General features: G+C 71.2%; 22 protein-coding genes. 11 read left to right on the top strand and 11 right to left on the bottom strand.

Annotation, left to right across the window (positions count from 1 at the left end):
• Positions 1-383 precede the first annotated feature (383 nt).
• A complete protein-coding gene (locus tag ACZ55A_RS23100) occupies positions 384-1,073 on the top strand; it encodes a LysM peptidoglycan-binding domain-containing protein (protein WP_468843042.1) in 690 nt (229 codons plus the stop codon).
• 236 nt (positions 1,074-1,309) lie between these two features.
• Here ACZ55A_RS23100 and ACZ55A_RS23105 read toward each other — a convergent pair whose 3' ends face one another.
• Positions 1,310-1,936: an LppU/SCO3897 family protein gene (locus ACZ55A_RS23105; protein WP_468843044.1), complete on the bottom strand. Its 627-nt coding sequence runs from the start codon at positions 1,934-1,936 to the stop codon at positions 1,310-1,312.
• 239 nt (positions 1,937-2,175) lie between these two features.
• Positions 2,176-2,610, bottom strand: a complete 435-nt coding sequence (locus ACZ55A_RS23110) for a CBS domain-containing protein (protein WP_468843227.1) — start codon at positions 2,608-2,610, stop codon at positions 2,176-2,178.
• Between the two features lie 148 nt (positions 2,611-2,758).
• Here ACZ55A_RS23110 and ACZ55A_RS23115 point away from each other — a divergent pair, with 148 nt between their 5' ends.
• Positions 2,759-4,834: a M3 family metallopeptidase gene (locus tag ACZ55A_RS23115; RefSeq protein ID WP_468843229.1), complete on the top strand. Its 2,076-nt coding sequence runs from the start codon at positions 2,759-2,761 to the stop codon at positions 4,832-4,834.
• A gap of 14 nt (positions 4,835-4,848) precedes the next feature.
• Here ACZ55A_RS23115 and ACZ55A_RS23120 read toward each other — a convergent pair whose 3' ends face one another.
• On the bottom strand, positions 4,849-5,472 hold the full coding sequence (locus ACZ55A_RS23120; protein ID WP_468843047.1) for a maleylpyruvate isomerase family mycothiol-dependent enzyme: 624 nt from the start codon (positions 5,470-5,472) through the stop codon (positions 4,849-4,851).
• A gap of 94 nt (positions 5,473-5,566) precedes the next feature.
• Here ACZ55A_RS23120 and ACZ55A_RS23125 point away from each other — a divergent pair, with 94 nt between their 5' ends.
• On the top strand, positions 5,567-6,508 hold the full coding sequence (locus ACZ55A_RS23125; RefSeq protein ID WP_468843050.1) for a LysR family transcriptional regulator: 942 nt from the start codon (positions 5,567-5,569) through the stop codon (positions 6,506-6,508).
• On the opposite strand, the gene ACZ55A_RS23130 is transcribed toward ACZ55A_RS23125, so the two are convergent.
• The 5 genes from ACZ55A_RS23130 to ACZ55A_RS23150 all read right to left on the bottom strand — a co-directional run bounded on the left by ACZ55A_RS23130 (position 6,487) and on the right by ACZ55A_RS23150 (position 12,607).
• Positions 6,487-7,947: an SDR family NAD(P)-dependent oxidoreductase gene (locus ACZ55A_RS23130; RefSeq protein ID WP_468843053.1), complete on the bottom strand. Its 1,461-nt coding sequence runs from the start codon at positions 7,945-7,947 to the stop codon at positions 6,487-6,489. The genes ACZ55A_RS23125 and ACZ55A_RS23130 overlap by 22 nt on opposite strands.
• Positions 7,948-8,090: 143 nt before the next feature.
• Entirely contained in the window at positions 8,091-10,682 is a 2,592-nt protein-coding gene (locus ACZ55A_RS23135) for an MFS transporter (RefSeq protein WP_468843056.1), read from the bottom strand.
• Positions 10,679-11,230 (bottom strand): MarR family winged helix-turn-helix transcriptional regulator, encoded by a 552-nt coding sequence (locus tag ACZ55A_RS23140; protein WP_468843058.1) that lies wholly within the window; start codon positions 11,228-11,230, stop codon positions 10,679-10,681. Before ACZ55A_RS23140 ends, ACZ55A_RS23135 begins: the two co-directional genes overlap by 4 nt.
• A gap of 123 nt (positions 11,231-11,353) precedes the next feature.
• Positions 11,354-11,692, bottom strand: a complete 339-nt coding sequence (locus ACZ55A_RS23145; protein ID WP_468843061.1) for a PASTA domain-containing protein — start codon at positions 11,690-11,692, stop codon at positions 11,354-11,356.
• Positions 11,693-11,719: 27 nt separating this feature from the next.
• Positions 11,720-12,607: a DMT family transporter gene (locus ACZ55A_RS23150; RefSeq protein WP_468843064.1), complete on the bottom strand. Its 888-nt coding sequence runs from the start codon at positions 12,605-12,607 to the stop codon at positions 11,720-11,722.
• Between the two features lie 300 nt (positions 12,608-12,907).
• Between ACZ55A_RS23150 and ACZ55A_RS23155 the strand changes: the two genes are divergently transcribed.
• The 8 genes from ACZ55A_RS23155 to ACZ55A_RS23190 all read left to right on the top strand — a co-directional run bounded on the left by ACZ55A_RS23155 (position 12,908) and on the right by ACZ55A_RS23190 (position 20,931).
• Entirely contained in the window at positions 12,908-13,621 is a 714-nt protein-coding gene (locus tag ACZ55A_RS23155; protein WP_468843066.1) for a flavodoxin family protein, read from the top strand.
• A 23-nt stretch (positions 13,622-13,644) separates the two neighbouring features.
• A complete protein-coding gene (locus ACZ55A_RS23160; RefSeq protein WP_468843069.1) occupies positions 13,645-14,742 on the top strand; it encodes a PP2C family protein-serine/threonine phosphatase in 1,098 nt (365 codons plus the stop codon).
• Positions 14,743-14,944: 202 nt separating this feature from the next.
• A complete protein-coding gene (locus ACZ55A_RS23165; protein WP_468843072.1) occupies positions 14,945-15,148 on the top strand; it encodes a hypothetical protein in 204 nt (67 codons plus the stop codon).
• 447 nt (positions 15,149-15,595) lie between these two features.
• A complete protein-coding gene (locus tag ACZ55A_RS23170; RefSeq protein WP_468843074.1) occupies positions 15,596-15,934 on the top strand; it encodes a hypothetical protein in 339 nt (112 codons plus the stop codon).
• Positions 15,935-16,489: 555 nt separating this feature from the next.
• Positions 16,490-18,298 carry a M4 family metallopeptidase gene (locus tag ACZ55A_RS23175; protein ID WP_468843077.1) on the top strand — a complete coding sequence of 603 codons (1,809 nt, stop codon included), beginning with the start codon at positions 16,490-16,492 and terminating at the stop codon, positions 18,296-18,298.
• A 114-nt stretch (positions 18,299-18,412) separates the two neighbouring features.
• Entirely contained in the window at positions 18,413-19,648 is a 1,236-nt protein-coding gene (locus ACZ55A_RS23180; protein WP_468843080.1) for an MFS transporter, read from the top strand.
• 166 nt (positions 19,649-19,814) lie between these two features.
• Positions 19,815-20,084 (top strand): hypothetical protein, encoded by a 270-nt coding sequence (locus ACZ55A_RS23185; RefSeq protein WP_468843083.1) that lies wholly within the window; start codon positions 19,815-19,817, stop codon positions 20,082-20,084.
• Positions 20,085-20,103: 19 nt separating this feature from the next.
• Positions 20,104-20,931 (top strand): alpha/beta fold hydrolase, encoded by an 828-nt coding sequence (locus tag ACZ55A_RS23190; RefSeq protein ID WP_468843086.1) that lies wholly within the window; start codon positions 20,104-20,106, stop codon positions 20,929-20,931.
• Between the two features lie 85 nt (positions 20,932-21,016).
• On the opposite strand, the gene ACZ55A_RS23195 is transcribed toward ACZ55A_RS23190, so the two are convergent.
• The 3 genes from ACZ55A_RS23195 to ACZ55A_RS23205 form a co-directional block, all read right to left on the bottom strand.
• On the bottom strand, positions 21,017-21,259 hold the full coding sequence (locus ACZ55A_RS23195) for a hypothetical protein (RefSeq protein WP_468843089.1): 243 nt from the start codon (positions 21,257-21,259) through the stop codon (positions 21,017-21,019).
• A gap of 188 nt (positions 21,260-21,447) precedes the next feature.
• On the bottom strand, positions 21,448-23,415 hold the full coding sequence (locus ACZ55A_RS23200) for a caspase, EACC1-associated type (protein ID WP_468843091.1): 1,968 nt from the start codon (positions 23,413-23,415) through the stop codon (positions 21,448-21,450).
• On the bottom strand, positions 23,412-23,810 hold the full coding sequence (locus tag ACZ55A_RS23205) for an effector-associated constant component EACC1 (protein WP_468843093.1): 399 nt from the start codon (positions 23,808-23,810) through the stop codon (positions 23,412-23,414). Before ACZ55A_RS23205 ends, ACZ55A_RS23200 begins: the two co-directional genes overlap by 4 nt.
• Between the last annotated feature and the right edge of the window lie 112 nt (positions 23,811-23,922).

The raw sequence follows: 23,922 nt of genomic DNA on the forward strand, positions 1-23,922 counted from the left end.
GCGCGGTGCATGCGTACCTGCGCAGCGCGTGCATCAAGCGCCCCGGGTGCGCTGGGCGGACACCCCGGCCACAGCCGAGTGATCTCCCGGTCTCGGGAGCACGTGCGCCTACGGGAGGAAGGGTGCGCCCCTGCCTGTCGGAGCAGGTGGGCCCCCGGCAGGCACGCCCATGCTCCCCCGGCAAGGGGGCAGGCCGAACCGCCACGGCGCTACCGCGCGCTCTGCCGAGGCGAACTCGGTGCGTGGTTGTCTCGTCCCCGCCGAATTCGTGGCGCCGCACAGGAATCGCGGTACGGGCACCGTCCGAACGCGATTTCCGACACGGCGTCATGTTTCCTCAACGACCGCCAGGGAACTGAGCGGCGAGCTACGGGAGCACACGCATGCAATCTCCGCAGGTATCGGAGTCGAATGGCCGGAATGAATTCCGGGACTACGGGGTCCGGGGCATCACGGCGGCCGTCGCACTACTCGCGGCAGGCGCGCTGAACGTGGCGGCCGGACAGCCGGCCGAGGCGGTGGCCGGCGGGACATGGGACCGCCTGGCCGGGTGCGAGAGCGGCGGCAACTGGCGCATCGACACCGGGAACGGATTCTCCGGTGGGCTTCAGCTGGCCCACTCCACCTGGCGTTCGTACGGCGGCGGGGCGTACGGGGCCCGGGCCGCGCACGCCAGCAGGTCGGCGCAGATCCAGGTGGCGGAGCGGGTGTTGGCGCGGCAGGGCTGGGGCGCGTGGCCGGCCTGCTCGGCCCGGCTCGGGCTCAACGGCTCCACACCGCGCGCCCAGCGGCACACCACCGCGCACCCCGTCCCGCAGCGCAAGACCCCTGCGCCGGCCCGCAAGCGGCTACGGCATCCGCAGTTCCACGAGAAGCGGTACAAGGCGGGTCACCATCGGAGTACCGGCGGCACGATCGTCGTCAACACCGGGGATACCGTGAGCGCCCTCGCCTGCGCCCATGGATTCCGCTGGCAGGAATTCTACCGGGTCAACCGCAAGGCGATCGGCGGGAATCCGGACCTGATTTTCCCCGGCACACGACTTACCGTTCCGCGCGCCGGCGCCCACTGACTCCGGAATAGCGCCGGATAGCGCCGTATTGGCGCGGGCCGCACGCAAGACGGAATACCCGGGTATTCCAGCTGTGGTCTTGCAGTGGATGACAGGCCGTCCGTGGCGCCGCGGACGGCCTGCCCCTGTGCTGTGTTGCGGCGGGGGTTCCGACGTCCCCTGCGCCCGTTACGTCCCCTCCCCCACGGCTGCCCGGACGGCTCCCCCGCGTCTCCCCCGCCTCGCCCGCAACTCCGTTACGACGCGGCGGTCTTCTCGCCGACCCGGGTCATGCAGAGATTCAGCGTCTCGTAGTGGCCCTCGCGTATGTAGTAGCGCGTCTGGCCGGGTTCGCACGCGGCGTGCGGCTCGCGCTTGACGACCTTGTACTTCGCGTCGGGCTTCGCACAGTCGATCAGCCGCAGGACCGGCTCCTCGTCCGTGCCACCGGTCTGCTGCAGGCAGTCCCCGACCTGGGCGGAACCGACGCTGCGGGGGTCGGCCTTGGGGTGCTTGCGGCTCTCGGCGTTGTACTCGTCCTGATGCAGCGCCACCCAGGTGCCCACACCGCCGAAGATCGCGAGCACGATGAGGGCGCGGACGATACCGGGGATGCGCACCTGCCGCGGCGGCCGGCCACCGGGCCCTCCGGAGGCGGGGCCGCCCGTCACCGGGCCGCCGGGGTAACCACCCTGCTGGGGCGCTCCGGGCCCGCCGTACGGGGCCTGTCCCGGCTGCCCGTAAGGGGCTTGGGGCTGCTGCCCGTACGGGCCCTGCCCCGGCTGCCCGTAAGGGGCCTGGCCCGGCTGCCCGTACGGGCCGTAGAGGTTGGGGCCACCCTGCGGAGCGTGGTAGCCGCCCGGCGTCGGGGAGGGCATGGACATGGAAGGTCCCCCTTGCAGTACTGCGTCTCGGTGAATGACAGCGCATGCCCAGCGCGGCGCGCCGCCGTTGATCAACGCAGGTTAACGGGCGGGTCCGCCACCGTCGGCGGTGGGCCCACCCGTTGGTGAGGCTGCGGGGGCAGAGACACCCGCAAGCGGCGCGCCGGACCGGAGCGCCGGCTCAGGCGGCCGGGCGCAACAGACCCGCTGGCGCGTCGCCAGGGCGTGGTGTCTCCTTCTCAGGCGGTCGCGTACACGCGGGTCGCGAACTCCGCGATCTGCCCGTCGGTCAGGTTCTTGGCGAGGTTGGCCTCGGTGATCATTCCGACCAGTTGGTGGCCGCCCTTGACGTCGATCACCGGCAGGCGCTTGATGTGGTTGTTCTCCATGGTCTGGAGGACCTCGGAGGCGTCCGCCTCGGCGTCGATCCAGTGCAGTTCCCCGGCCAGTGAACCGGCCTGGACGGTTGCCGGGTCCACACCCTCGGCACAACAGGTGATGACGATGTCACGATCGGTGATCATGCCCGTCAGCCTGTTGTTGTCACCGCAGATGGGCAGAGCCCCGACGCCGAGATCGCGCATCATCTTGGCCGCGTCGAAGAGCGATTCATGGGCACCCACGCAGCGCACTCCGCCGGTCATGATGTCTCGGGCTCGCAGTTTGCCGGCCATGGTTCCTCCCATTTCAGGAGCGTTGGTTGCCTCGCCTTCGATGACACCACGGATGGGTCTGCGACGCTTCCCGGGGGCGTCCCGGACCGGCCATATTCGGCGACTGCCGGACCGGCCGCCGGCTGCGGGCGTAGGGTCGGCGCCCGTGATGCCGAACCCCTTCTTCGCGCCGAGCGATCTGCCCTACGAGCTGCCGCCCTTCGCGCGGATCCGGTATGAGCACTATCTGCCGGCCTTCGAGCGCGGGATGGCCGAGCAGCTGGACGAGGTGGCCGCGATCGGTGCCTGCGCCGCGCCGGCGACCTTCGGGAACACCGTGGAGGCACTGGAGCGCAGCGGCGCGGTACTGGGCCGGGTGCGCCGGGTGTTCTTCAACAAAACGGCATCGGACACCGATGATGCGCTCCAGGCGCTGGAGGCGGAGATCGCGCCCCGGCTGGCCGCCCACGACGATGCGCTGCTGCTCGATCCCGCACTGTTCGGCCGGCTGGACACGCTCTTCCAAAACCGGGAGCAACTGGGCCTGGAACCCGAGCAGTTGAGGGTGCTGGAGCGGCACCACACGCTCCGGGTGCGGGCCGGGGCGCGGCTCGCCCCCGAGCAGCAGCGGAGGCTGCGGGAGCTCAATGCCGAGATCGCCACGCGATGTGCCGAGTTCCGGCGGAATCTGCGCGCGGCCACGGCCGATGCCGCGCTGGTGCTGGACCGCGCCGAGGAACTGGCCGGGCTGCCGCCGGACCAGCTGGCCGCCGCCGCGGAGAACGCCGAGGCGCTGGGCCACCCCGGCAGGTTCGCGCTCGTGCTGAAGAACTTCTCCCAACAGACCGAGCTCGCCACGCTGGATGACCCCGCGCTGCGCAAGCGGCTGCTCGCGGCCTCGCTAGGGCGCGGCGTGGACAGCAACGGTCCGGTCGCGGTGGCGCTGGCCGGGCTGCGCGCCGAGCGTGCCGGCCTGCTCGGTCATCCGAGCCATGCCGCCTGGGAGGTCGCCGACCGGACCGCGGGGACCACGGAGGCCGTCGAGGAGATGTTCGGCCGGCTGGTCGGTCCGGCCGTCGCCAACGCCGCGCGCGAGGCCGCGGCACTTGCCGAGGCCGCGGGTGTCGCGGAGATCGGCGCGGCCGACTGGCAGTACTACGCCGAGCGGATCCGCAAGGAACGCTTCGATGTCGACGCCGCCGCGCTACGGCCGTACCTGGAGCTGGAGACCGTACTGCGCGACGGCGTCTTCCACGCCGCGGAGCTGGTCTACGGGATCACCTTCACCGAACGCCCCGACCTGACCGCGTACCACCCGGACGCCCGCGTCTTCGAGGTGCATGACACCGACGGCAGCGGGCTGGGCCTCTATATCGGCGACTTCCACGCCCGCGCGTCCAAGCGCGGTGGCGCCTGGGAGAACGATCTGGTGCCGCAGTCGCGGCTGCTCGGCCAGCAGCCGGTGGTGGTCAACAATCTCAACATCGCCAAGCCCCCGGTGGGCGAGCCGACCCTGTTGGCCTGGCACGAGGTCCGCACGCTGTTCCACGAGTTCGGGCATGCGCTGCACGGGCTGTTCTCCGATGTGCGCTACCCGCTGCTGTCCGGGACCGAGGTACCGCGCGATTTCGTGGAGTTCCCCTCGCAGGTCAATGAGGTGTGGGCGGACCGGCCCGAGGTCCTGGCCCACTACGCCCGGCACCATGTCACCGGCGAGCCGATGCCGGCCGATCTGCCGGCCCGGCTGCGCGAGGCGGAGACCTTCGGTGCGGGCTTCCGGGTGGTGGAGCACCAGGCCGCCGCGGTGCTGGACTGGGCCTGGCACTCCCTCTCCGGGGACGGTGAACTGCCGGGCGAGCAGGACGCCGAGGCGTTCGAGGCCGCCGCACTGGAGCGCTGGAGCCTCGCCCTGCCCGCGATTCCGCCGCGGTACCGCACCGGCTACTTCGCGCACATCTTCAGCGGCGGTTACGCGGCCGGGTACTACGGCTACCGCTGGGCGGAGGTACTGGACGCCGATGCCGTGCGGTGGTTCCGCGAGAACGGGAAGAGCGTCCGGGAGAGCGGTGAGATCTTCCGCCGGCAGCTGCTGAGCAGGGGCGGCAGCGTCGACCCGATGGAGGCGTTCCGCGCGGTGGTCGGGCGCGATCCGGACATCGGCCCGCTGCTCGCCCGCCACGGCCTGGTCGCTGAACCTGCGTCTCCCCAGGACGTGTCCGGCGGGTCAGGGCCGGACGGGCCGTAGGGCAGCCCTTCGGCTCACCGCCGGCCGGCCACGAACTCGTGCTCCCGCTCTCCCCGGAGGCGGCCGGCCGGGAGGTTCCGCCCGAAGGCGACCAGCAGCAGGTCCTGGGCGGCGCCGGACAGCGGTGTTCCGGTACCGAAGGACCAGTCGAGGTCGTCCGCGCGGAGCTGGATCCCGCGGAGGTCGGCGCCGAAGAACTTGGCGGACCGGGTGGTGACATGCTCCAGGAGGACACGTATCCGGTCTTCGGGTACCCGGCGGTCGAGGCCGAGGGCCACGGTGATGTCGAGGCCGTGGACCACGTCATGGCCCAGCGCGGACGCGAGACCGCCGACCGGTGGTGTCCAGGGGTGGTGGGCGTTGTCCCGGAGGAAACCGGCGAGTTCGCCCGGGGTGACGGTGGCCGCGTCCTTACGGGCGAGCCGGTCGGCCATCTTGTTGATGTTGCCGCCCGCCTTGACGAGTTCGGCGGCCACTTTGCCGAACGAGTAGCGGAACCCCATCGACATATGGGCCGCCACCTCCCGTACCCGCCAGCCCTCGCAGAGCGTCGGTGCGTCCCACTGCTCGTGCGGCAGAGCGTCCAACATGGCTGCCAGTTCCCGGCGTTCGGCCGCTATCGCCCCTTTGATGTCCATGGTGACAAGGATCTTTCTCCGGCTGCCATAAGTCCAAGAGCTGGTCATTCTCCTTCTCAGAAGCAGTAGTTATGGCACGGCTAGACTCCCGCCCATGGAACTCCGGCAGTTGCAGTACTTCGTCGCGGTGGTGGAGGAGGCGAGCTTCACCCGCGCCGCCGCCCGGCTGCATCTGGCGCAGCCAGGGTTGAGCGCACAGATCCGGCAGCTGGAGAGGGAGTTGGGGCAGCGATTGCTCGACCGCAGCGGCCGTTCGGTGACCGTGACGGAGGTGGGCGAGGCCGTGCTGGGCTACGCCCGGTCCGCGCTCGCCGCCGTCGAGGGGATCCGGCACACGGTGGAGGAGTTCACCGGGCTGCTCCGCGGCCGGGTCTCGATCGGCCTGGTGTCGGGCGCCTCGCTCGGCGCCTTCGATGTACCCACCCTGCTGGCCGATTTCCACGACGACCACCCCCAGGTGGAGATCTCCCTCACCGAGGACACCTCGGAGCGGATGCTCGCCGCGCTGCACGGCGGCGCACTCGACATCGCCGTGGTCGGCCTCGCGGAGGAGAACCCTCCGCCGGGCGTCTCCCTCCAGATCCTGGTCGACGTACCGCTCGTGGTGGCCGTCGCACCGGACGATCCGCTGCTCGCCCGCCCGGACCGTACGAGCGTGCCGCTGGCCGAGCTGCGCGACCGTCCGTTGATCAGCCTGCCGCGCGGTACCGGTCTGCGCGGAGTGCTGGAGCGCGCCTGCGCGGAGGCGGGCATCCGGCCCCGGGTCGCCTTCGAGGCGGCCGCCCCGCCGGTGCTGGCCAGGCTCGCCGCCCGGGGGCTGGGCGTGGCGGTGATGCCGGCGGGGGAAGCGGCGACGGACTTCGGGCTGCGCACGCTGACGCTCACCGGACCGCGGCCGCGCGCCCGGGTCGCGCTGGCCTGGCGGACGGAGGGGCCGGCCGGCCCGGCGGCGCGGGCGCTTCTGGAGCGGCTGCGGACCGCGCTGCCCGCGCCGGGTGCGGCGCGGGCGCCGGCTCACCAGGCCGCGGGCGCGTAGTCCTTGAGGAAGCAGCCGAACAGGTCCTCGCCGAGCTCGCCCCGGACGATCGGGTCGTAGACCCGGGCCGCGCCGTCGACCAGGTCGAGCGGGGCGTGGAAGCCCTCCTCGGCCAGCCGCATCTTCTCGGGGTGCGGGCGCTCGTCGGTGATCCAGCCGGTGTCGACGGCGGTCATCAGGATGCCGTCGGTCTCCAGCATCTCCCGGGCGCTGGTGCGGGTGAGCATGTTCAGCGCGGCCTTGGCCATGTTGGTGTGCGGGTGGCCGGCGCCCTTGTAGCCGCGGCTGAACTGGCCCTCCATCGCGGAGACGTTGACGACGTACTTACGGCGCGCCGCGGCCGCGGCCATCGCCGGACGCAGCCGGCTCACCAGCAGGAACGGCGCGGTCATATTGCACAGCTGGACCTCCAGCAGCTCGACCGGGTCGACCTCGTCCACCTTCTGGATCCAGCTGTTGGTCGGCTGGAGGTCCGGTACCAGCCCGCCGGCGTCGATCGCGGTACCCGCCTCGATCCGGGCGGGCGTGGCGGAGCCGGTGGTCAAGGCGAGGGCGGTGACGTCCTCGGCGGTCAGCCCGCCGCCGGTGGCCGTCGCGGCGGGGAGGGCCGCGGGGGCGCCGCTGCCGAAGTGGCCGAGGACGAGGGAGGCGGGCAGTTCACCGGCGGGCAGCGGGGCGGACTCGGCGGCCAGCAGCTGCCCGTACGCCTGGGGTGAGCGGCGGACGGTCTGGGCGGCGTTGTTGATCAGGATGTCGAGCGGGCCCTCGGCGCTGACCGTGTCGGCGAGGGCGATGACCTGGGCCGGGTCCCGGAGGTCGATCCCGATGATCTTCAGCCGGTGCAGCCACTCCGCGCTGTCCGGCATCGCCTTGAAGCGGCGGATCGCATCGTTCGGGAAGCGGGTGGTGATCGTGGTGTGTGCGCCGTCGCGCAGCAGCCGCAGCGCGATGTACATACCGATCTTCGCCCGGCCGCCGGTGAGCAGCGCGCGGCGGCCTGCGAGGTCGGTACGGGCGTCGCGGCGGGCCCGGTTCTCCTTGGCGCAGGGCCGGCACAGCTGGTGGTAGAACGCGTCGACCTCGGTGTAGCGGCTCTTGCAGATGTAGCAGGACCGAGGGCGTTGCAGGATGCCGGCGATGTCGCTGGTCACCGAGGTGGTGAGGGCCAGGCCCTGGGTTTCGTCGTCGATCCGGTCGGGCGCTCCGGTGGCGGTCGCCGCGGTCACCGCCTTGTCGTTGGCGGTCTTCGCGGCCCGGCGCTCCTGCCGTCTGCGCGCCTTGACCTTGCGGTAAATGCCGGCGGTGGCGCGGCGTATGGTGATCGCGTCGGGGTGGTCGAGCGGCAGTGCGTCCAGCTCTTCGAGCACGCTCAGGCAGACCGCCATCCGCTCCGAGTCGATCCCCGCGCCATCGGCCCGGCCTGTTTCGGTCACCGTCATCGCCGCTGCCGCTTCCCTGTGTTTGTGTGCTCGTCACGCTTCTTGTTCGAGCTTCGGCGGAACTGTACGTATACGAGGGCCGGCCGGCCAAACCGGTGCGGGGCCCGGCGCTCTCCGCACCGGGCCCCGCACCGCTGCCTTGTTCAGTTCACCGGGTCGTGGCGCAGCTCGATGTCGCACTCGCTCCGGCCGGCCGCGCCCAGGCGCAGCGGAGTGGCCGCCGGCGGGTAGCCGCTGGCGATCAGCGTGTACTCGCCGCTGTCGAGGTCGGTGAAGGCGTACGCGCCGTCCTGGCCGCTGGTGGCGGTGCGCACGACGTTGCCCGCCGGGTCGAGCAGGGTCACCCGGGCGTCGTCCAGCGGGCTGCCGTCCGCCGTGCGGACGGTGCCGCGGACCTGGGCGCCGAACGCCAGCCTGACCTCGTACCAGTTGCGGCCGCCCGCGGTGACCTCCGCCTGGAGGGCGGAGGGGCGGTGGTGCGCGGCGCTGACGGCCAGGGTGTAGCTGCCCGGGGTCAGTTCACCGAAGGCGAAGCCGCCGTCCTGGCCGGCCACGCCCGACGCCACGACCTCACCGCGTACGTCGGTGGCCACGACGAGCGCGCCGGGTACCGGCTCGTCGCCCTTCTCCTCGCGGACCTCGCCGGCGAGCCTGGCCGCGTCGCCGAGGGTCAGGTCGTGGGTGAGGGGTTCGTCGTCCACCACGACGGTGCTCGCCTGCGGCTGCCGGGCTCCGGCGGAGCCGATCAGCACATAGGTGCCGGGGCCGGTGGTGGGCAGCGCATAACCGCCGTCGGCCGTGGTCGAGGTACGGCCGAGTTGCCGGCCGTCGACGCTGATCAGCGTGACGGCGGCGGCCGCGACCGGCCGCCCTGCGGCGTCCCGGACGGTTCCCCGGACGGCGGGTCCGGTCACCGCGGTCGCGGCGGTCGCCGGCGTGACCGGTGCCGCCGGGGTCTTGCCGGGATCCGGTACGACGTCGGCGGCCGGCGCTTCGGCCGGCTCGCCGGCCCCGGCGTCCTGACCGTCGGCGCTGCCGGCCGCACCGTCGTCCTCGGCGTCCGCCTGGGCGCGCGCCTGGAGGCCCGAGAGCTGCCGCAGCGGCACCTCCTTGATGAACCACATCAGCACGAAGGCCAGGGCGACGACGACCGCGCCCATCAGGAACACGGTGTGCATCGAGTCGGCGAAGCCGCGCTTGAACGGCTCGGCGAGCCGCGGGTCGAGGTGCTGGATGAACGACGAGTCGCTGAGCACGCCCGAGGAGTCGCCGTTCCCGGGGTGCTTGAGCATGTCCAGTACGGGCTTGTTGGCCGGGTCGTGCAGGACGGCGGGGTCGTGCAGCGCGGCCTGGAAGGGCTCAGTGGACGCGGCGTGCCGGAATGCCGAGGAGATCTTGTCGCCGACCGTGCTGAAGAGCACCGACAGGAAGATCGCCGTACCGGCGGTCGCGCCCATCTGCCGGAAGAACGTGGCGGAGGCGGTCGCCACGCCCATGTCCCGCGGCGGCACCGCGTTCTGTACGGCCAGCACCAGGGTCTGCATACAGCCGCCCAGGCCGAGGCCGAAGACCAGCATGTAGGCCATGGTCTGCCACAGCGGGGTGTCCCACTGGACCCGGTAGTGGAAGAGCAGCATCGCCGCGACCATCAGCGCGGTGCCGATGATCGGGAAGATCTTGTAGCGGCCGGTCGCTGCGGTGATCTGGCCGGAGGCGACCGAGGCGATGATCATGCCCGCCATCAGCGGCAGCATCTGAAGCCCTGATGTGGTGGGGCTGGCGCCCTTCACGATCTGGAGGTACTGCGGGATCATCAGCATCCCGCCGAACATGCCCATACCGATCAGCACGGACAGCAGGCTGGTCTTGCTGAAGGTGCCGTTGCGGAACAGCCGCATCGGGATCAGCGCATCGTCACCGATCCACCGCTCGACGAAGATCCACGCGATGATGCCGACGAGGCCGACGGCGTAACAGATCAGCGACCGGGACGAGCCCCAGCCCCACTCCCGGCCCTGCTCGGCGACGAGCAGCAGCGGGACGACGCCGAGGGAGATGGTGAACGCGCCCCACCAGTCGATGCGGTGATCGCGCCTGCTGTGCGGGATGTTGAGGACCTTGGCGACGACGAACAGCGCGATGATCCCGATCGGCACGTTGACCAGGAAGACCCAGCGCCAGCCGGTGATGCCCAGCAGCTGGCCCTGGCCGGCCAGGGCCCCGCCGATCAGCGGCCCGGCCACGCTGGAGGTGGCGAAGGTGCCCAGCATGTAGCCCTGGTAGCGGGCGCGTTCGCGGGGCGGAACGATGTCGCCGATGATCGCCAGCGCCAGCGACATCAGACCGCCGGCGCCCAGGCCCTGCACGGCCCGGAACGCGGCGAGTTCGGTCATCGAGGTGGAGAAGGTGCACAGCACCGAACCGACGAGGAAGATGCTGATCGCCGTCAGGTAGTACGGCTTGCGGCCGTGCAGGTCGGACAGCTTGCCGTAGAGCGGGGTGGCGACCGTCGAGGTGATCAGATAGGCGGTGGTGGCCCAGGCCTGCTGGCTGAGGCCGTGCAGATCGTCGGCGATGGTCCGGATGGAGGTGCTGACGATGGTCTGGTCGAGCGCGGCGAGGAACATCCCCAGCATCAACCCGCTGAGGATGGTGAGTATCTGACGGTGACTCAGGATACCGGGCCCGGGTATCTCCTTGGTTTCCGCGCCGGGCGGAGAGGTGGCGGTGCTCATGTACGTATCTCTCCTCGCTCCACGGCGGCACCCTGGTCTCCCCCGGGACCCGGCCGTGTGTGTTGTCGTTCTGCCATGTCCTCGTTGAGGCGGCCCAGCAGCCGGATCAGATCGGCCCGGTCCTGCGGCGACCACGGCTCCAGGAGCGCGGCCAGCTCGGCGTCGCGCTGACGGCGGTAGTCCTCGAAGGCGGCACGGCCCGCCTCGGTCGCGGTGAGCAGCGATCCGCGGCGGTCCTCCGGATCGGGACGGCGGGCGACCAGCCCCCGGTCGACCAGCGAGCGCACCTGACGGCTGACGGTCGACAGATCGAGGAACGCATCGGCGGCCAGATCGGTGGCCCGCATGTCCCCGCCCACCACCAGCCGGGCCAGCAGCACCCGGTCGGCGGCACCGCCGTCGGTCTTGGCGCGCTGCTTCCACGCCGCGATCAGCCGGGAGAAGCGGACGATCTCCGTCCCCAGCCCCGCGGCCGCCTCTTCCAGCGCCGACGAGGCGGTGACCTCCGGGGCCGGCCCGTCGCAGCCAGGGAGCGTGCCCTCGTGCATCGTCGTGATCCTTCACGGTGAGTTCTCGGGGTCCAGCAGCAAATACATTGCTTGTACCCAGCAAGCTTAGCGACGGATCTCACCGCCGCGCACCGGGCACTCTTAGCGCTCACCCCGGGGCGGTCACCCGGCGCCGGGCTCGCACTGCTCGGACTTCTTGACCACGATGAGGACGACCTTGCCGTCCTCCCTCGGCGTGCCCGGTGCCGGGGACTGGGCGCAGACCTTCCAGGACGCCGGCCACAGGACGTGGCGGTGGGCGCCGCGTCCGTCCCTGAACTGGATGCCGGTGTCGTAGTCCAGGGCGTGATAGGCCTCGACCAGGCCCTTGCCCCTCACATCCGGCATGGTGGGTCCGTCGGCGTGGGCCGGGCCGGACGCTACCGGTGCGGCCAGGGTCAGGGCCGCTACTGTGGCGGCCTTCGCGATGCGGGTCTTGACGGTGCGGGTGTCATTCACCACCGGTGAACGAGCGCCGCGGTGGGCCGGTCACTCGCCGCTCCCGTCCTCCTCGGCGCCCACCAGGTCCCGGGCCAGGGCGACCCGGGAGAGCTCTACTGCGCCCCACAGGATCAGGCCGATGCCCAGCGCTTCGGGGACCAGCCACCAGCCGGCCCGGACCCGTTCGTCGAAGAGGGTGACCCCCAGCGACAGGCTCACCAGCGCATCGCCGAGGGTGAGGACCGGCTGAGAGGCGGTCAGCGGCCCGGACTGCATGGCGTTCTCGAAGAGGAAGAGGGCGGTGACGCCGACGGCGGCGAAGCCGTAGGTCTGCCACGAGGCGAAGAACTCGGCGGGGCCGCCACTGCTCCAGGCGTAGGTGGCGTCCTTCATCAGGGCCGCGGTGAGCGCGTAGGCGACGGCTGCCGAGGCGGCGAAGCAGGCCGCCCGTACGGCTCCCGCCCCGCGGCGCAGCGCGGCACCGGCCGCCAGGGCGATCACCGCGGCGCAGACCGCGAGCGCGGGCACCCAGCGGCTGAAGGGGGCGTGGTCGGTGCCGATGGTGGGCGCGGCGGCCGCGAGGGCGGAGCCGAGGCCGACCACCAGAAGCGCCACGCCCACCCAGCCGCGGCGCGGGATCCGCCCGCCGAGGAGCAGCCGTCCGACGAGCAGGGTCAGCGGAAGTTCGAGGACGAAGATCGGCTGGACCACCGAGAGGGCGCCCTGCGAAAGCGCCAGCGCCTGGAAGCAGGCGGCGGCGATGACCGCGAGCATGCCGCCGAGCCAGGCGGCGCGGTGCAGCAGATCGACGAGCAGGCCCAGCCGCAGACCGGAGGCGAGCGGGACGGTACGTGCCGCGCGCCGCTGCAACACCGTGGCCAGTGCGTTGCTGGCCGCCGCGAGCAGCGCGAACACCACGGCCGGCCATGTGCTCATGCCTCCACCTCCCGCACCGTTGCCCGACCTCGACGCTATCCGGAGGCGTGCCGGGGACGATCGACGACACGGGCGCCGGGCAGCCGCATTCGCTGCGCCGCGCGGCTGCGCCCCTCCCGCACCCTCCATGATCGGCGCACGCGTCTTCGGCGATCCGGCGATGGCGGATGCCACCCGATTCCGCGCGTCCGGCTCATCCCAAAGGGGTGACACACGTTCGGGCCGTCCCGGTGGCCCGTCGGCCGCGGCGGCTGAAGGCTGGGGCCGAGGGTGCGTCCGTACCGCGCAAGGAGACTCCCCATGGCCCCCACCTACCGCTACGAGGACCTGAGCGCCCTGTTCATCAACTGCACCCTCAAACGCTCCCCGGAGCCCAGCAACACCGAGGGGCTGGTCGAGAAGAGCCGCGGGGTCATGGCGGACAACGGGGTCAGGACCGAGGTGATCCGGGCGATCGACCATGACATCGCGACCGGGGTGTGGCCGGACATGACGGAGCACGGCTGGGCTTCCGACGCCTGGCCGGACCTGTACGCAAAGGTGCAGGCCGCCGACATCCTGGTGCTGTGCGGGCCGATCTGGCTGGGCGACAACAGCTCCGTGATGAAGCAGGTCATCGAGCGGCTCTACGCCTGTTCCAGTGTGCTCAACGACCGTGGCCAGTACGCCTACTACGGCCGGGCGGGCGGCTGTCTGATCACCGGCAACGAGGACGGCATCAAGCACTGCGCCATGAATGTCCTCTACAGCCTCCAGCACCTCGGCTACACCATTCCGCCGCAGGCCGACGCCGGCTGGATCGGCGAGGCCGGGCCCGGCCCCTCGTACCTGGATCCCGGATCGGGCGGCCCGGAGAACGACTTCACCAACCGCAATACGACGTTCATGTCCTGGAACCTGATGCATATCGCGGCCATGCTCAAACAGGCGGGCGGCATCCCGGCCCGGGGCAATCTGCGCACCGAATGGGACGCCGGCTGCCGTTCGGACTCCGCCAACCCCGAGCACCGCTGAGCGCCCGGGGCCGGGCGCGCAACATGAGGGCCGCTCCGCCGTCACCGGTCCCCAGATGGCCGCGGTATGTCGAGTTCGCCCCGGGTGTCCTGGTCGCCGGCGGGCTGGTCTGGGACGCGCTGTCCCCGGCGGACTACTGGGGCGATCCGATGCTGACGGCGGCCAGCGTGACGGCCGGTGCGCTGCTGTCGCTGCGGCACACCCTCGCGGTCGGGATCGCCCTGGTCGGCGGCGTCTTCGCACTGACCGTGAAGGACGGCACCGCCGGCGACATCGTGGGCTATCTGGAGCTGATCAACACGGTCTTCGCCGCGCTCATGGGCGTCGGCGTCAACCGGGTGATCGCCCACCACGGCCGGCATCTGGACGTCGTCCGGATGGTGGCGGAGTCGGCGCAGCGTGCCGTGCTCCCCGAGCCGCCGCAGCGCATCGGCCCGCTGGCCATCGCCGCGCGCTACCAGGCCGCGCAGAGTGAGGCGCGCATCGGCGGTGACGCCTACGCCGTGCAGCGCACCCCCTTCGGCGTCCGGTTGTTGATCGCCGATGTACGCGGCAAGGGGATGGGGGCGGTCAGCGCGGTCTCGGTGCTGCTGGGTGCCTTCCGCGAGGCGGCCGAGCAGGAAGCGGAGCTGCCGGCGCTGGCCGACCGGATGGAACGGGCGCTGCTGAGGGAGAGCGGTCAGACCTCCGAGGAGGACCGGCTGGAGGGTTTCATCACGGCGCTGCTCTGCGAATTCCTCCCGGGCGCCGACGGACTGCGGATGCTGAACTGCGGCCATCCCGCCCCCTACCTCTGCCACCGCGCCGAGGTCCGCGCGCTGGAGACCGGCGAACCGGGCCTCCCTCTGGGGATGGGCGCACTGGGCGGCGCCCGTCCCGCTCCCGCCGACCTGCCGTTCCCGGTGGGCTCCACACTGCTGCTGGTCACCGACGGCGTCACCGAGGCCCGCAACCGTGCCGGAACCTTCTACGACCCCGTGACCCAGCTGGCGGGCCTCGGCCCGTTCCAGGAGCCGCAGGAGGTGATCGACCTCCTGGTCCGAGAGGTCGAACGCTGGACCGGCGGGCCGCGCGACGACGATATGGCGGTCCTCGCGATGACCCGGAGGCCGACTGTCTGACACCGCGGGGCGGCCCACCGATCCGGGCTGCCCGTGGCTGCGCGGAACGGGAGATCAGACATCAAAAACAGGCACCAAGCAGAGGAATCGCCGCGAAATGCGCCGTGTGATACCGGCTGTGCGGGCCGTGGGATGAGAAGATCAATCAGAGCATCAGCATCCGCCCCGAGCGTCCATCGCTCCCGCGCAGATCGGAGTTGATGTGTCCGACAACAGACCAGCACTGCACAACAGAGCGGCCCTGCTCAGTCAGCGCGCCGCCGTCATCCTTCTCCTGGGAGCCCTGACCGGCATCGGCGCCGGCGTGCTCACCTGCTTCAACGGCGGCACCCTGGCTTCCGCGGCCCTTGTGGGCGGCGCGGCCTTCGGCGCCGCCGTCACCTTTTTCCATACGGTCATCGACTGAGCAGCAGCGACGAGGTGCCGGACCCCGACGGGCCGGTGACCACGACGAGTTGGCCGAGCGGCAGCCGTACGGTGAGGTCCTTGAGGTGGTGTGCTCGATGACGGGCACGGTGTCGCCCTGGACCCCGCGGCCACCCGGGCCGGGCGGCCGCTCAGACGGTCACAGACCGTGCCCGCCAGGGACCACACCCAGGCGCTGACGCCGGCGTGCGTACCGCCGCCCTGCGGGTGTGGGAGTCCGCCGGTCTGCTGACTCCGTAGCGTGACGAGGGCACTCGCTACGGCAGGGGCCGGTGCTCTCCCTGGCTCTCCGGCGATTCGGAGGCACCCTCCGCCGGGTGGACCGGAATCCGCGGTGTCACATGCGGTGCGCCACCGGACGGCAAGTGCCAGACTTGAGACACCGCCCGGCCGCCTGGCCGGCGCCCTTGTCGCCGAGGGGAACATCATGACCTGGGCATCTTGGACCACTGTCGGGATACACGCCCTCCCCGGCGCGGTGCGCACCGAGGAGATCGGCGTGATCAACGGCGACCTGACCATCCATACGACCTGGTCGGAGGACCTGGCCCACGTGGCCGTGCAGCACACCGGATCCTCGGACTGGTACACCATGGCCGGCAGTCCGGTCCCCTGCCCGTCCGAAGAGGCCAGCCGCTCGTTCCACCAGGCCGTCGTCGAGGCCGTACGGGGTGGAGACCGGGCCGAGGCGTCTCTTGAGGAGCTGTTCGACCCGCAGCGTGCGGCCGCTTCGGCGCGGCTGCAGAGCCGGCAGCCGCGGGACTGACCGCCGAAGCCTCCTCGGAGGAGCACAGCGGCCTGACAGTGAACTGACGTCTCCGGCGCCACAGCAACACGCGCCTACGCCGGGCCGTACACCCTGAAGGCAGCCGGCCCCCTGATCGCCCCGGGCGGCAACCGCCCGGGGCGTCCTTATGCATCGGCGCCCTCATACCATCGCGGCCCTTTGCGGCCAACTCGCCACAGTATCAGCTGGTTTGATCGGCCTGCCTGATACATCCGATCTGCCCGTGAATGTCTTTACCGGCCGGGTCGACGCCCGCTCATCCGCCGGCAATTCGGTGCGGTCACCGAGCAACCATTTCGCGCCACTTCATGTCTCCTGAGGCAGAGCACAGTTGGTCACTTTACGACTACCCAAAGGTGATCAATTGTCAAATTTCGACCACGAATTGTGAATTCTGATCATTTCGCTTTACATGCTCATGCCAGTCCCTAGAGGGTTTGCGCGGGGCCGAACGGCCCCCGCGGTGCACAACGGCACCGTGCGTACGGGCGGTTGGCCAGCCGACCGCCCCCGCAGCGCTAAGGACCCCCAGCAGTGCGTAGACCCCACATACGCAGCCGCCGCCGCGTCACGATCGCCATCGCGGTGGCAACGGCCGCAACCCTTGCGGCGGGCGTGGCAACCACGGCCATCGCGACCACCTCGGACACTCCGACCGCCTCCCCCTCCTCAACTCCCGCCCTCGGCAAGATCGTCGACGCCGCCCGCGCCGCCGCGTATGCACACGCTTCGGCCACCGGCGTCAGCAAGAAGGACACCCTCAAGGCCGTCGACACGATGGTCGACAAGGACGGCCGGCAGCACGTCCGTTTCGTCCGCACCCACCGCGGGCTGCCGGTGGTCGGCGGTGACCTCGTCATCCACCTCACCGCCAAGTCGGCGTACGAGAGCGTGACCCGCGCGTACCGCCACAAGGTCGACCTCTCCAGCACCGACCCGAAGCTGTCGGCCGGTCAGGCCCGGTCCAAGGCCGCCGCCGTGGCGGAGGGCCAGGCCGGCGAGGCCCAACTGGTCCTGGACGCCCGGGACGACCAGCTCACGCTGGCCTACCAGGTGGAGGTCACCGACAGCCGTACCGCCGAAGCCGACGGCGCCCGTACGGTCCTGCTCGACGCCACCACCGGCAAGGTGCTCAGCAACACCCTCGCCAACGACTCGTTCCTCTCGCCGGCCCTCCAGGAGAAGCTGCGCAAGCGGGGCGAACGGCTCAACCCCGCCACCGGGCTGCTCACGCCGGCGCAGCCGGCCGCGGGCCAGGCGGCCAAGGACGCCGGCTTCCCGGGCGCGGCCAACGGCAGCGGCGCGTCCTTCTTCGTCGGCAGGGTGCCGCTGTCGACCACCCAGACCGCGAAGAAGTCCTTCATCCTCAAGGACTCCACCCGCGGGAACACCGAGACCCGGGACGCCGGCGACAAGCCGCTGGAGAAGTTCAGCGACGGCAAGGCCTTCACCAGCACCACCAACCGCTGGGGCAACGGCACCACCAGCGACCGGGCCACCGCCGCCGTGGACGCCCAGTACGGCGTCACCAGCACGCTCGACTTCTACAAGAAGACGTTCGGGCGCAAGGGCATCAAGAACGACGGCCGCGGGGCGCGCGCCCTGGTGCACTTCGGCAACAAGGTCGGCAACGCCTACTGGTCGTCGGAGTGCGGATGCATGCTCTACGGCGACGGTGACGGCAAGACGTTCGCCAAGCCTCTGGTCGTCCTGGACGTCACCGGCCATGAGCTGACCCACGGGGTCGTCGACGCGACCGCCAACCTCCGGCCCACCCGGGTCGACGAGGAGGGCAACCAGTTCGGCGAGCCGGGCTCGCTCAACGAGTCGCTGGCGGACATCTTCGGCAGCGCGGTGGAGTTCTCCACCAACAACCCGAAGAACCCGCCGAACTACCTGATGGGCGAGAAGCTCGGCCTGGAGCAGAAGTTCCTGCGCCGTCTGGACAAGCCCTCGCTCGACAAGCTCGAGGGCACCGTCGACTACTGGTCGAAGGCGTCCTACGACACCGAGGTGCACGCTGGCTCCGGCGTCTCCTCGCACGCCTACTACCTGCTCGCCGAGGGCAGCGGGAAGAAGACCATCGGCGGCGTCGACTACGACTCCCCCACCTACGACCGCTCCACGGTGACCGGCATCGGCCGGACCAAGGCGACGGCGATCTTCTACCAGGCGCTGACCCGGTACATGGTCTCCACGACCGACTTCCACGACGCCCGGACCGCGACGCTGCGCGCGGCGAAGGATCTGTACGGCGCCAAGAGCACCGAGTACAAGACGGTGAACAAGGCCTGGGCCGCGGTGAATGTGACGGCGGCCAACAAGCCGTCGGCCAAGCACTGACGCCGGCTTTCCCCTGTGGTGCCCCCGCCGCCCGGCGGGGGCACCGTGCTGCCCGGCCCGGGTCCCTCCGCCGGTCCTCGACGCCGCGGCCCGCGGGCGCCTACGTTTGAGCGCATGATCACAGATGGTCGCGGCAGCGGGGCGAAGCCCCAGGGCGGCGAGGGCGACGGCGGCCCACGGCGCGCCGGCTACCTCGTGGCGGCCGGCGTGTTCGCCATCGGTATGGCCGGCACGACGCTGCCCACCCCGCTCTACGGGCTCTACCGCGAACAACTCGGTTTCTCCGAGCTGATGGTGACCGTGATCTTCGCCGTCTACGCCCTCGGCGTGATCACCGTGCTGCTCCTCGCGGGCAACGTCTCGGACACCGTGGGGCGGCGTCCCGTGCTGTTCTGCGCCCTGGGCCTGTCGGCGGCGAGCGCGCTGTGCTTCCTCTTCGAGGGCGGGGTGCCGATGCTGCTGCTGGGGCGGGTGCTGTCCGGGTTCGCCGCCGGGCTGTTCAGCGGTGCCGCCACCGCGGCCGTACTGGAGCTGGCCAAGCCCGGGCAGGAAGCGCATGCCGGGTTCGCCGCGACCGCCGCGAACATGGGCGGCCTCGGCTGCGGCCCGTTGCTGTCCGGGCTGCTGGCCCAGTACGCCCCCTGGCCGCTGGCCCTCCCCTTCCTGGTGCACCTGGGCCTGGTGGCACTTGCCGCCGTGGCGACCTGGAGCCTCCCGGAAACGGTCGCTCACCCGCACCGCCCACGCACCCTCCGCCCCCAAAGACTCCGTCTGCCGCCCGAGGTACGGGGCGTCTTCACCCCCTCGGCCATCGCCGCCTTCGCGGGGTTCGCGCTGCTGGGCCTGTTCACCGCGGTCGCCCCGAGCTTCGTCGGCCAGACCCTGGGCGTGCACAACCTGGCCGTCGCCGGCTCGGTCGTCTTCACCGTCTTCCTCGGCTCGACCGCCGGGCAGTCCCTGTCCGGACGGATCGGCGCACGCAAGGCCCTTCCCGTCGGCTGCCTGGTGCTGGTGGCGGGCCTCCTGCTGGTGGCCACCTCGCTCGCCGTGACGTCGCTCCCCCTGCTGGTCATCGGCGCGGTCTGCGGCGGCATCGGCCAGGGCCTGGCCTTCCGTGCGGGCCTGACCGCCGTGGGCCGCGCGGCACCGCCCGAGCACCGCGGCGGCACCATCTCCGCCTTCTTCCTCGTCGCCTACCTCGGCATCTCCCTACCGGTCGTCGGCGTCGGGGCGCTCGCCCAGGAACTCGGGCTGCGCAGCGCGGGCCTGACCTTCTCCGCCTGCGTCATCGCACTCGCCGTCGCCGTCGGCCTGTACGTACTGCGGCGGCCTCCTACGACCGACAACTGACGGCCGTAGGGCCCGCCGCGGCCGATGCACGGGCCGCCCCCGTCTCACTCCTTCAGTCGGCCGGCTTCACTCCTCTGCCTCCCACGGCACGCCCTTTCGGCGGAGGCCGGAAACCCTGGGACCCAGCCGGACCCCTCGGCACAGTGACAGAGATAGTGAGATTCACATGGCCACGTCTGCCCCTACCGCCCCGCCGAGCCGCATCCGCCGTGCGTGCGTCCTCACCGCAACGCTCCTCGCAGCGCTGCTGACCGCCGCCGGACCGGCCGTCGCCGAACCGGCCGCGCGGCCCGCCCTGGCGGCATCCGCGACCAAGCCCCTGATGTTCATGGGCCTCGGCACGGTCGCCGGGCTCACCCTGCTCGCGGGCGTGGGACTGGTCGCGAGTGCCCGTCGACGGCGGAGCAGCAGCACTCCGCCCTCGGACCACTGCTGACGAAAGGACCCGACCGCTCATGGGCACCCTCACCACCACGGACGGCACGGAGATCTTCTTCAAGGACTGGGGTACCGGCCGGCCCGTGGTCTTCAGCCACGGCTGGCCGCTCAATGCGGACGTCTGGGACGACCAGATGCATCTGGTCGCCAGCGCCGGCTTCCGGGCCGTCGCCCATGACCGCCGCGGTCACGGCCGGTCCGGCCAGCCCTGGCACGGCAACGACATGGACACCTACGCGGACGATCTCGCGCAGCTGATGGAGACCCTGGACCTGCGCGACGCGGTCCTGGTCGGGCACTCCACCGGCGGCGGTGAAGTGACCCGCTACATCGGCCGCCACGGGACCGGCAGGGTGTCCAAGGCGGTGCTCCTCAGTGCCGTCCCGCCGCTGATGCTCAAGACCGAGGCCAACCCGGAGGGGCTGCCGGCCGATGTCTTCGACGCCATCCGCTCCGGCGTCGCCGCCGACCGGTCGCAGTACTACAAGGACCTGAGCGAGAGCTTCTACGGCGCCAACCGGCCCGGATCGACCGTCTCCCAGGGGGTCCGTGAGGCGTTCTGGCTCTGGAGCATGCAGATGGGGGTCAAGGGCGCGCTCGACTGCATCAGGGAGTTCTCCGAGACCGACTTCACCGAGGACCTCAAGCGGTTCGATGTCCCGACCTTGATCGTCCACGGTGACGACGACCAGATCGTGCCGCTGGTCGCCGCCGGCCAGAAGACGGCCCAGCTGGTGAAGAACGCCACGCTCAAGATCTACCCGGGTGCGCCGCACGGTCTGTCGGCGGTCAGTCCGTACAAGGACGACTTCCACGCCGACCTGCTGGCCTTCCTCAACGCCTGAGCGCCGCCCGGCGGGCACAGACATGCCGGTGCCGGCCGAACGACCCGTGGTCGTACCGGCCGGCACCGGTGGGGTGCAGCCCGGATCAGTGGCGGTCGCCGCCGCCGTAGCCGTAGCCGCCGCGCTCACAGCCCTCGCTGAAGGCCGGGCCGACGTGCTCGAAGACGGCCGCGTTGAGCCAGCACGAGGCGTGGTGGCCGTGGCCGTGGTGGTTGTTGTGGTGGTGGCCGTGGTGGCGGTCCTTGCCGTGAGCCAGGGCGGCGCTCGCACCGCCCATGACGATGGTGGTGGCCAGGGCGCTGGCGGCAATCGCGGCGCGGATGCGCATGTTTGCTCCTCAGGAGGATCAAAGGGGTGTACCGACCTTTTCAGGGATCACCTTCACAGAATCCGCTAAAACCTGACTCATCATTAATTGCGCGAGTCGGAGTAACGGGCCGTCAGTTCGCGGCGGCGGGACCACGCCCGTCGCGGGTGCCGCAGGCCGGGGAGGCCGGGCCGGGCGGCCTCGTCGAATCAGGGGATCCGCACGCTCAACGCGTAGAGCCGGGTGGTCTGTTCGCTGCTGGTGTTGTCGTCCGATACGAGGTACAGCGGGCGCTGCCCTTTGTGGGAACCGGTGGTCCATGGCTTCCCCAGGGCCATCCCCTCGACGTTCTCCAGCAGGGGGTTGACCAGCCTCCCCGGGTGGGTCGGGACGGCGCCGGGGTCTCCGGCGGGGCACTCTCCGAGGTCGAAGAGCAGGCTGTGCTCGACGAAGGCATCGGCAGGCTGGTCGTAGAGCGCCTTGCTCTCGTCCATGGGTCCGACCCCCTTGAGGGGGACGTCGTAGACCCGGATCGCATTGCCGATGCCGTCCACGTACTGCCGCTCCAGGGCGAGCAGCCGGTCGTCACCGGCCGAGACCAGCTCGGCCAGGTACATGCCCTCCTTGGCCTGGTACGCGTACTGCCGGTCCGGCCGGTAGGCGCCGCCCGGTGTGCCGATATAGCGCTGGATGCGGAGCAGATTGCGGCCGCGGGCGTCACCGTCCTTGCCCAGGGCGCCCTCCATGGCGGCGTAGAGATACCGCCCGTCCGGGGAGACGGTCAGCGATTCGATCGCGCGCCCGGCCTGACCCTCACCTTTCGGGCCGGTCCTGAACACGGGCGGGACCGGCAGGTCCTTCCCCACCTGGGTACCGGTGTCCATGCTGAAGCGGCGGATGGCCGGGCCGGTCTCCGAGGCAACCAGGATCGTCCCGCCGCCCCGCTCGACGACCAGGCCCTCGCCGTCGAACCATTCGGAGGGTTTGGTGCCGCTGCGGGTGCGCAGCGTCTTGGCGGTCAGTGCCTCGGGGTGAAGGTGCTCCGGCGGGCCGAGCCGTAGCGGGAAGACCCGTCCCGTCTGATTGTCCGTCAGCGCCAGGGCCTGGCCGGGGCCGGTGAGCGCGAGCGCGGACAGACCGCCGATGATTTCGCCGGCCGGCTGTTTCTTGTCGAGGGCGTCGGAGTAGCTGAGCAGCGTGGCCCGTGGCGAACAGGCACCGCCCGGCTGTTGTGGATGAAGCTCGCGCCACCACTGCCATGCGGGCGGGGCGGCCAGTCCGGCGACCAGGCCGATCACCAGCGCGCCCGCCGCCAGCAGCCGGGGCGCGAGGCGCACGGGGGGCGGGGCGGGCTCCCGGCGCTCCCTGGGCGGCGGGGCGACGGCCACATTGCGTACGAAGGGCAGCAGGCCCACCCCGCCCTCGTCCCGGTCCTGGGGTTCCTGCGGCTGGGGCAGCCGACGGGCGGCCATCCGCTCCCACACGGCCTCGAAGATCGCATGCAGCCCCAGCATCTCGGGCCCGTCGGCGACCCCCTCGCGCAGGACGCCCACCAACTCCCCGGTGAAGGCCGTACATCGCTTGGGATCGGGGGCGTGTGACTTGCGGTCGGCGGAGGTGGACGTCATGACATAGGCGCCCCGTACCCCCTTCAGGGTCTTCCCCGAGGCCCGGACCCCGCGGTCCGCGACGGACATCCCGCCCTTGAGGACCCGGCCGCTGTAGCAGCAGTCGAGCAGCAGGACCCGGCGTTCGGCGGAGCCGTGGTCGCGCATGGCGCGGCGGATATAGGCATCGCTGACGGCGGTCTCGGGCTGATCCTCGACCGAATCGGGGAGGGTGAGGTAAAGGTCCTCCTCACTGCGGTCCAGCAGGCCGTGGCCCGCGTAATAGACGATCAGGGTGTCCGCGGCCAGCTTGGCCGCCTCGCGGACCGGGGCGACCAGCGCGGCGGCGGACTCCGGGTTGGCGACCGTCGTGATCCGCTCCGGGGCCATGCCCAGGATCGCTTCGTCCGTGAGTGCGGCGGCCAGTTCGCTGAGGTTGTGCCGGACGCTGCGCAGCGGTTCGAGTTCGGAGTACCGGTCGACGCCGATGAGCACACAGGCGGAGCGGGCCGGGTCGATCCGCCGCTCCTCCCCGGTGCCCGCGCCCGCCACGGCCATACCGTCGGTCACCTCCCCGCCTCCCGGTCCCCGTCGTGCTCGTCATCCGCCTCCGCCTCCGGCAGCGGGGGCGGTAACGGCCGCACCGGAACGCCCTGGAACATCTCCCTGAGCGCGTCCAACTCCTCGGCCGTGGCGCCCTCGACATGGATGACGGTCTGCGACCGTGGCCTGCGACCGTCGCGCCAGGCCGCGTACGAGAACGGCAACTGGGCCAGCGTCGCAAGCGTCGACACCACGGCGAGCACCGCTTCGAGGTCGCCGCCCATCCCGCCGGGCCCGGTCCGTTCGCGCACCGGCTCGATCCGCAGGTGGCCGCGGAGCGCACGGTCGTCCTGTAGCCATGTGCAGAGCGACCGCAGCTCCTTCCGGCTGTCGGGACCGGTCAGCTCGAACCTGATGTCCATCGCACTCCCCCGGGCGTGCCTCACGTCACGTCAATCCCAGTGTGCCTGCTGCCACTGACACAACTGCCGGTTCTTCACCGGACGTTAGCCGTCCGGACATCCTCCGGTGTCC

This window comes from Streptomyces sp. NPDC034111, from assembly GCF_055575375.1.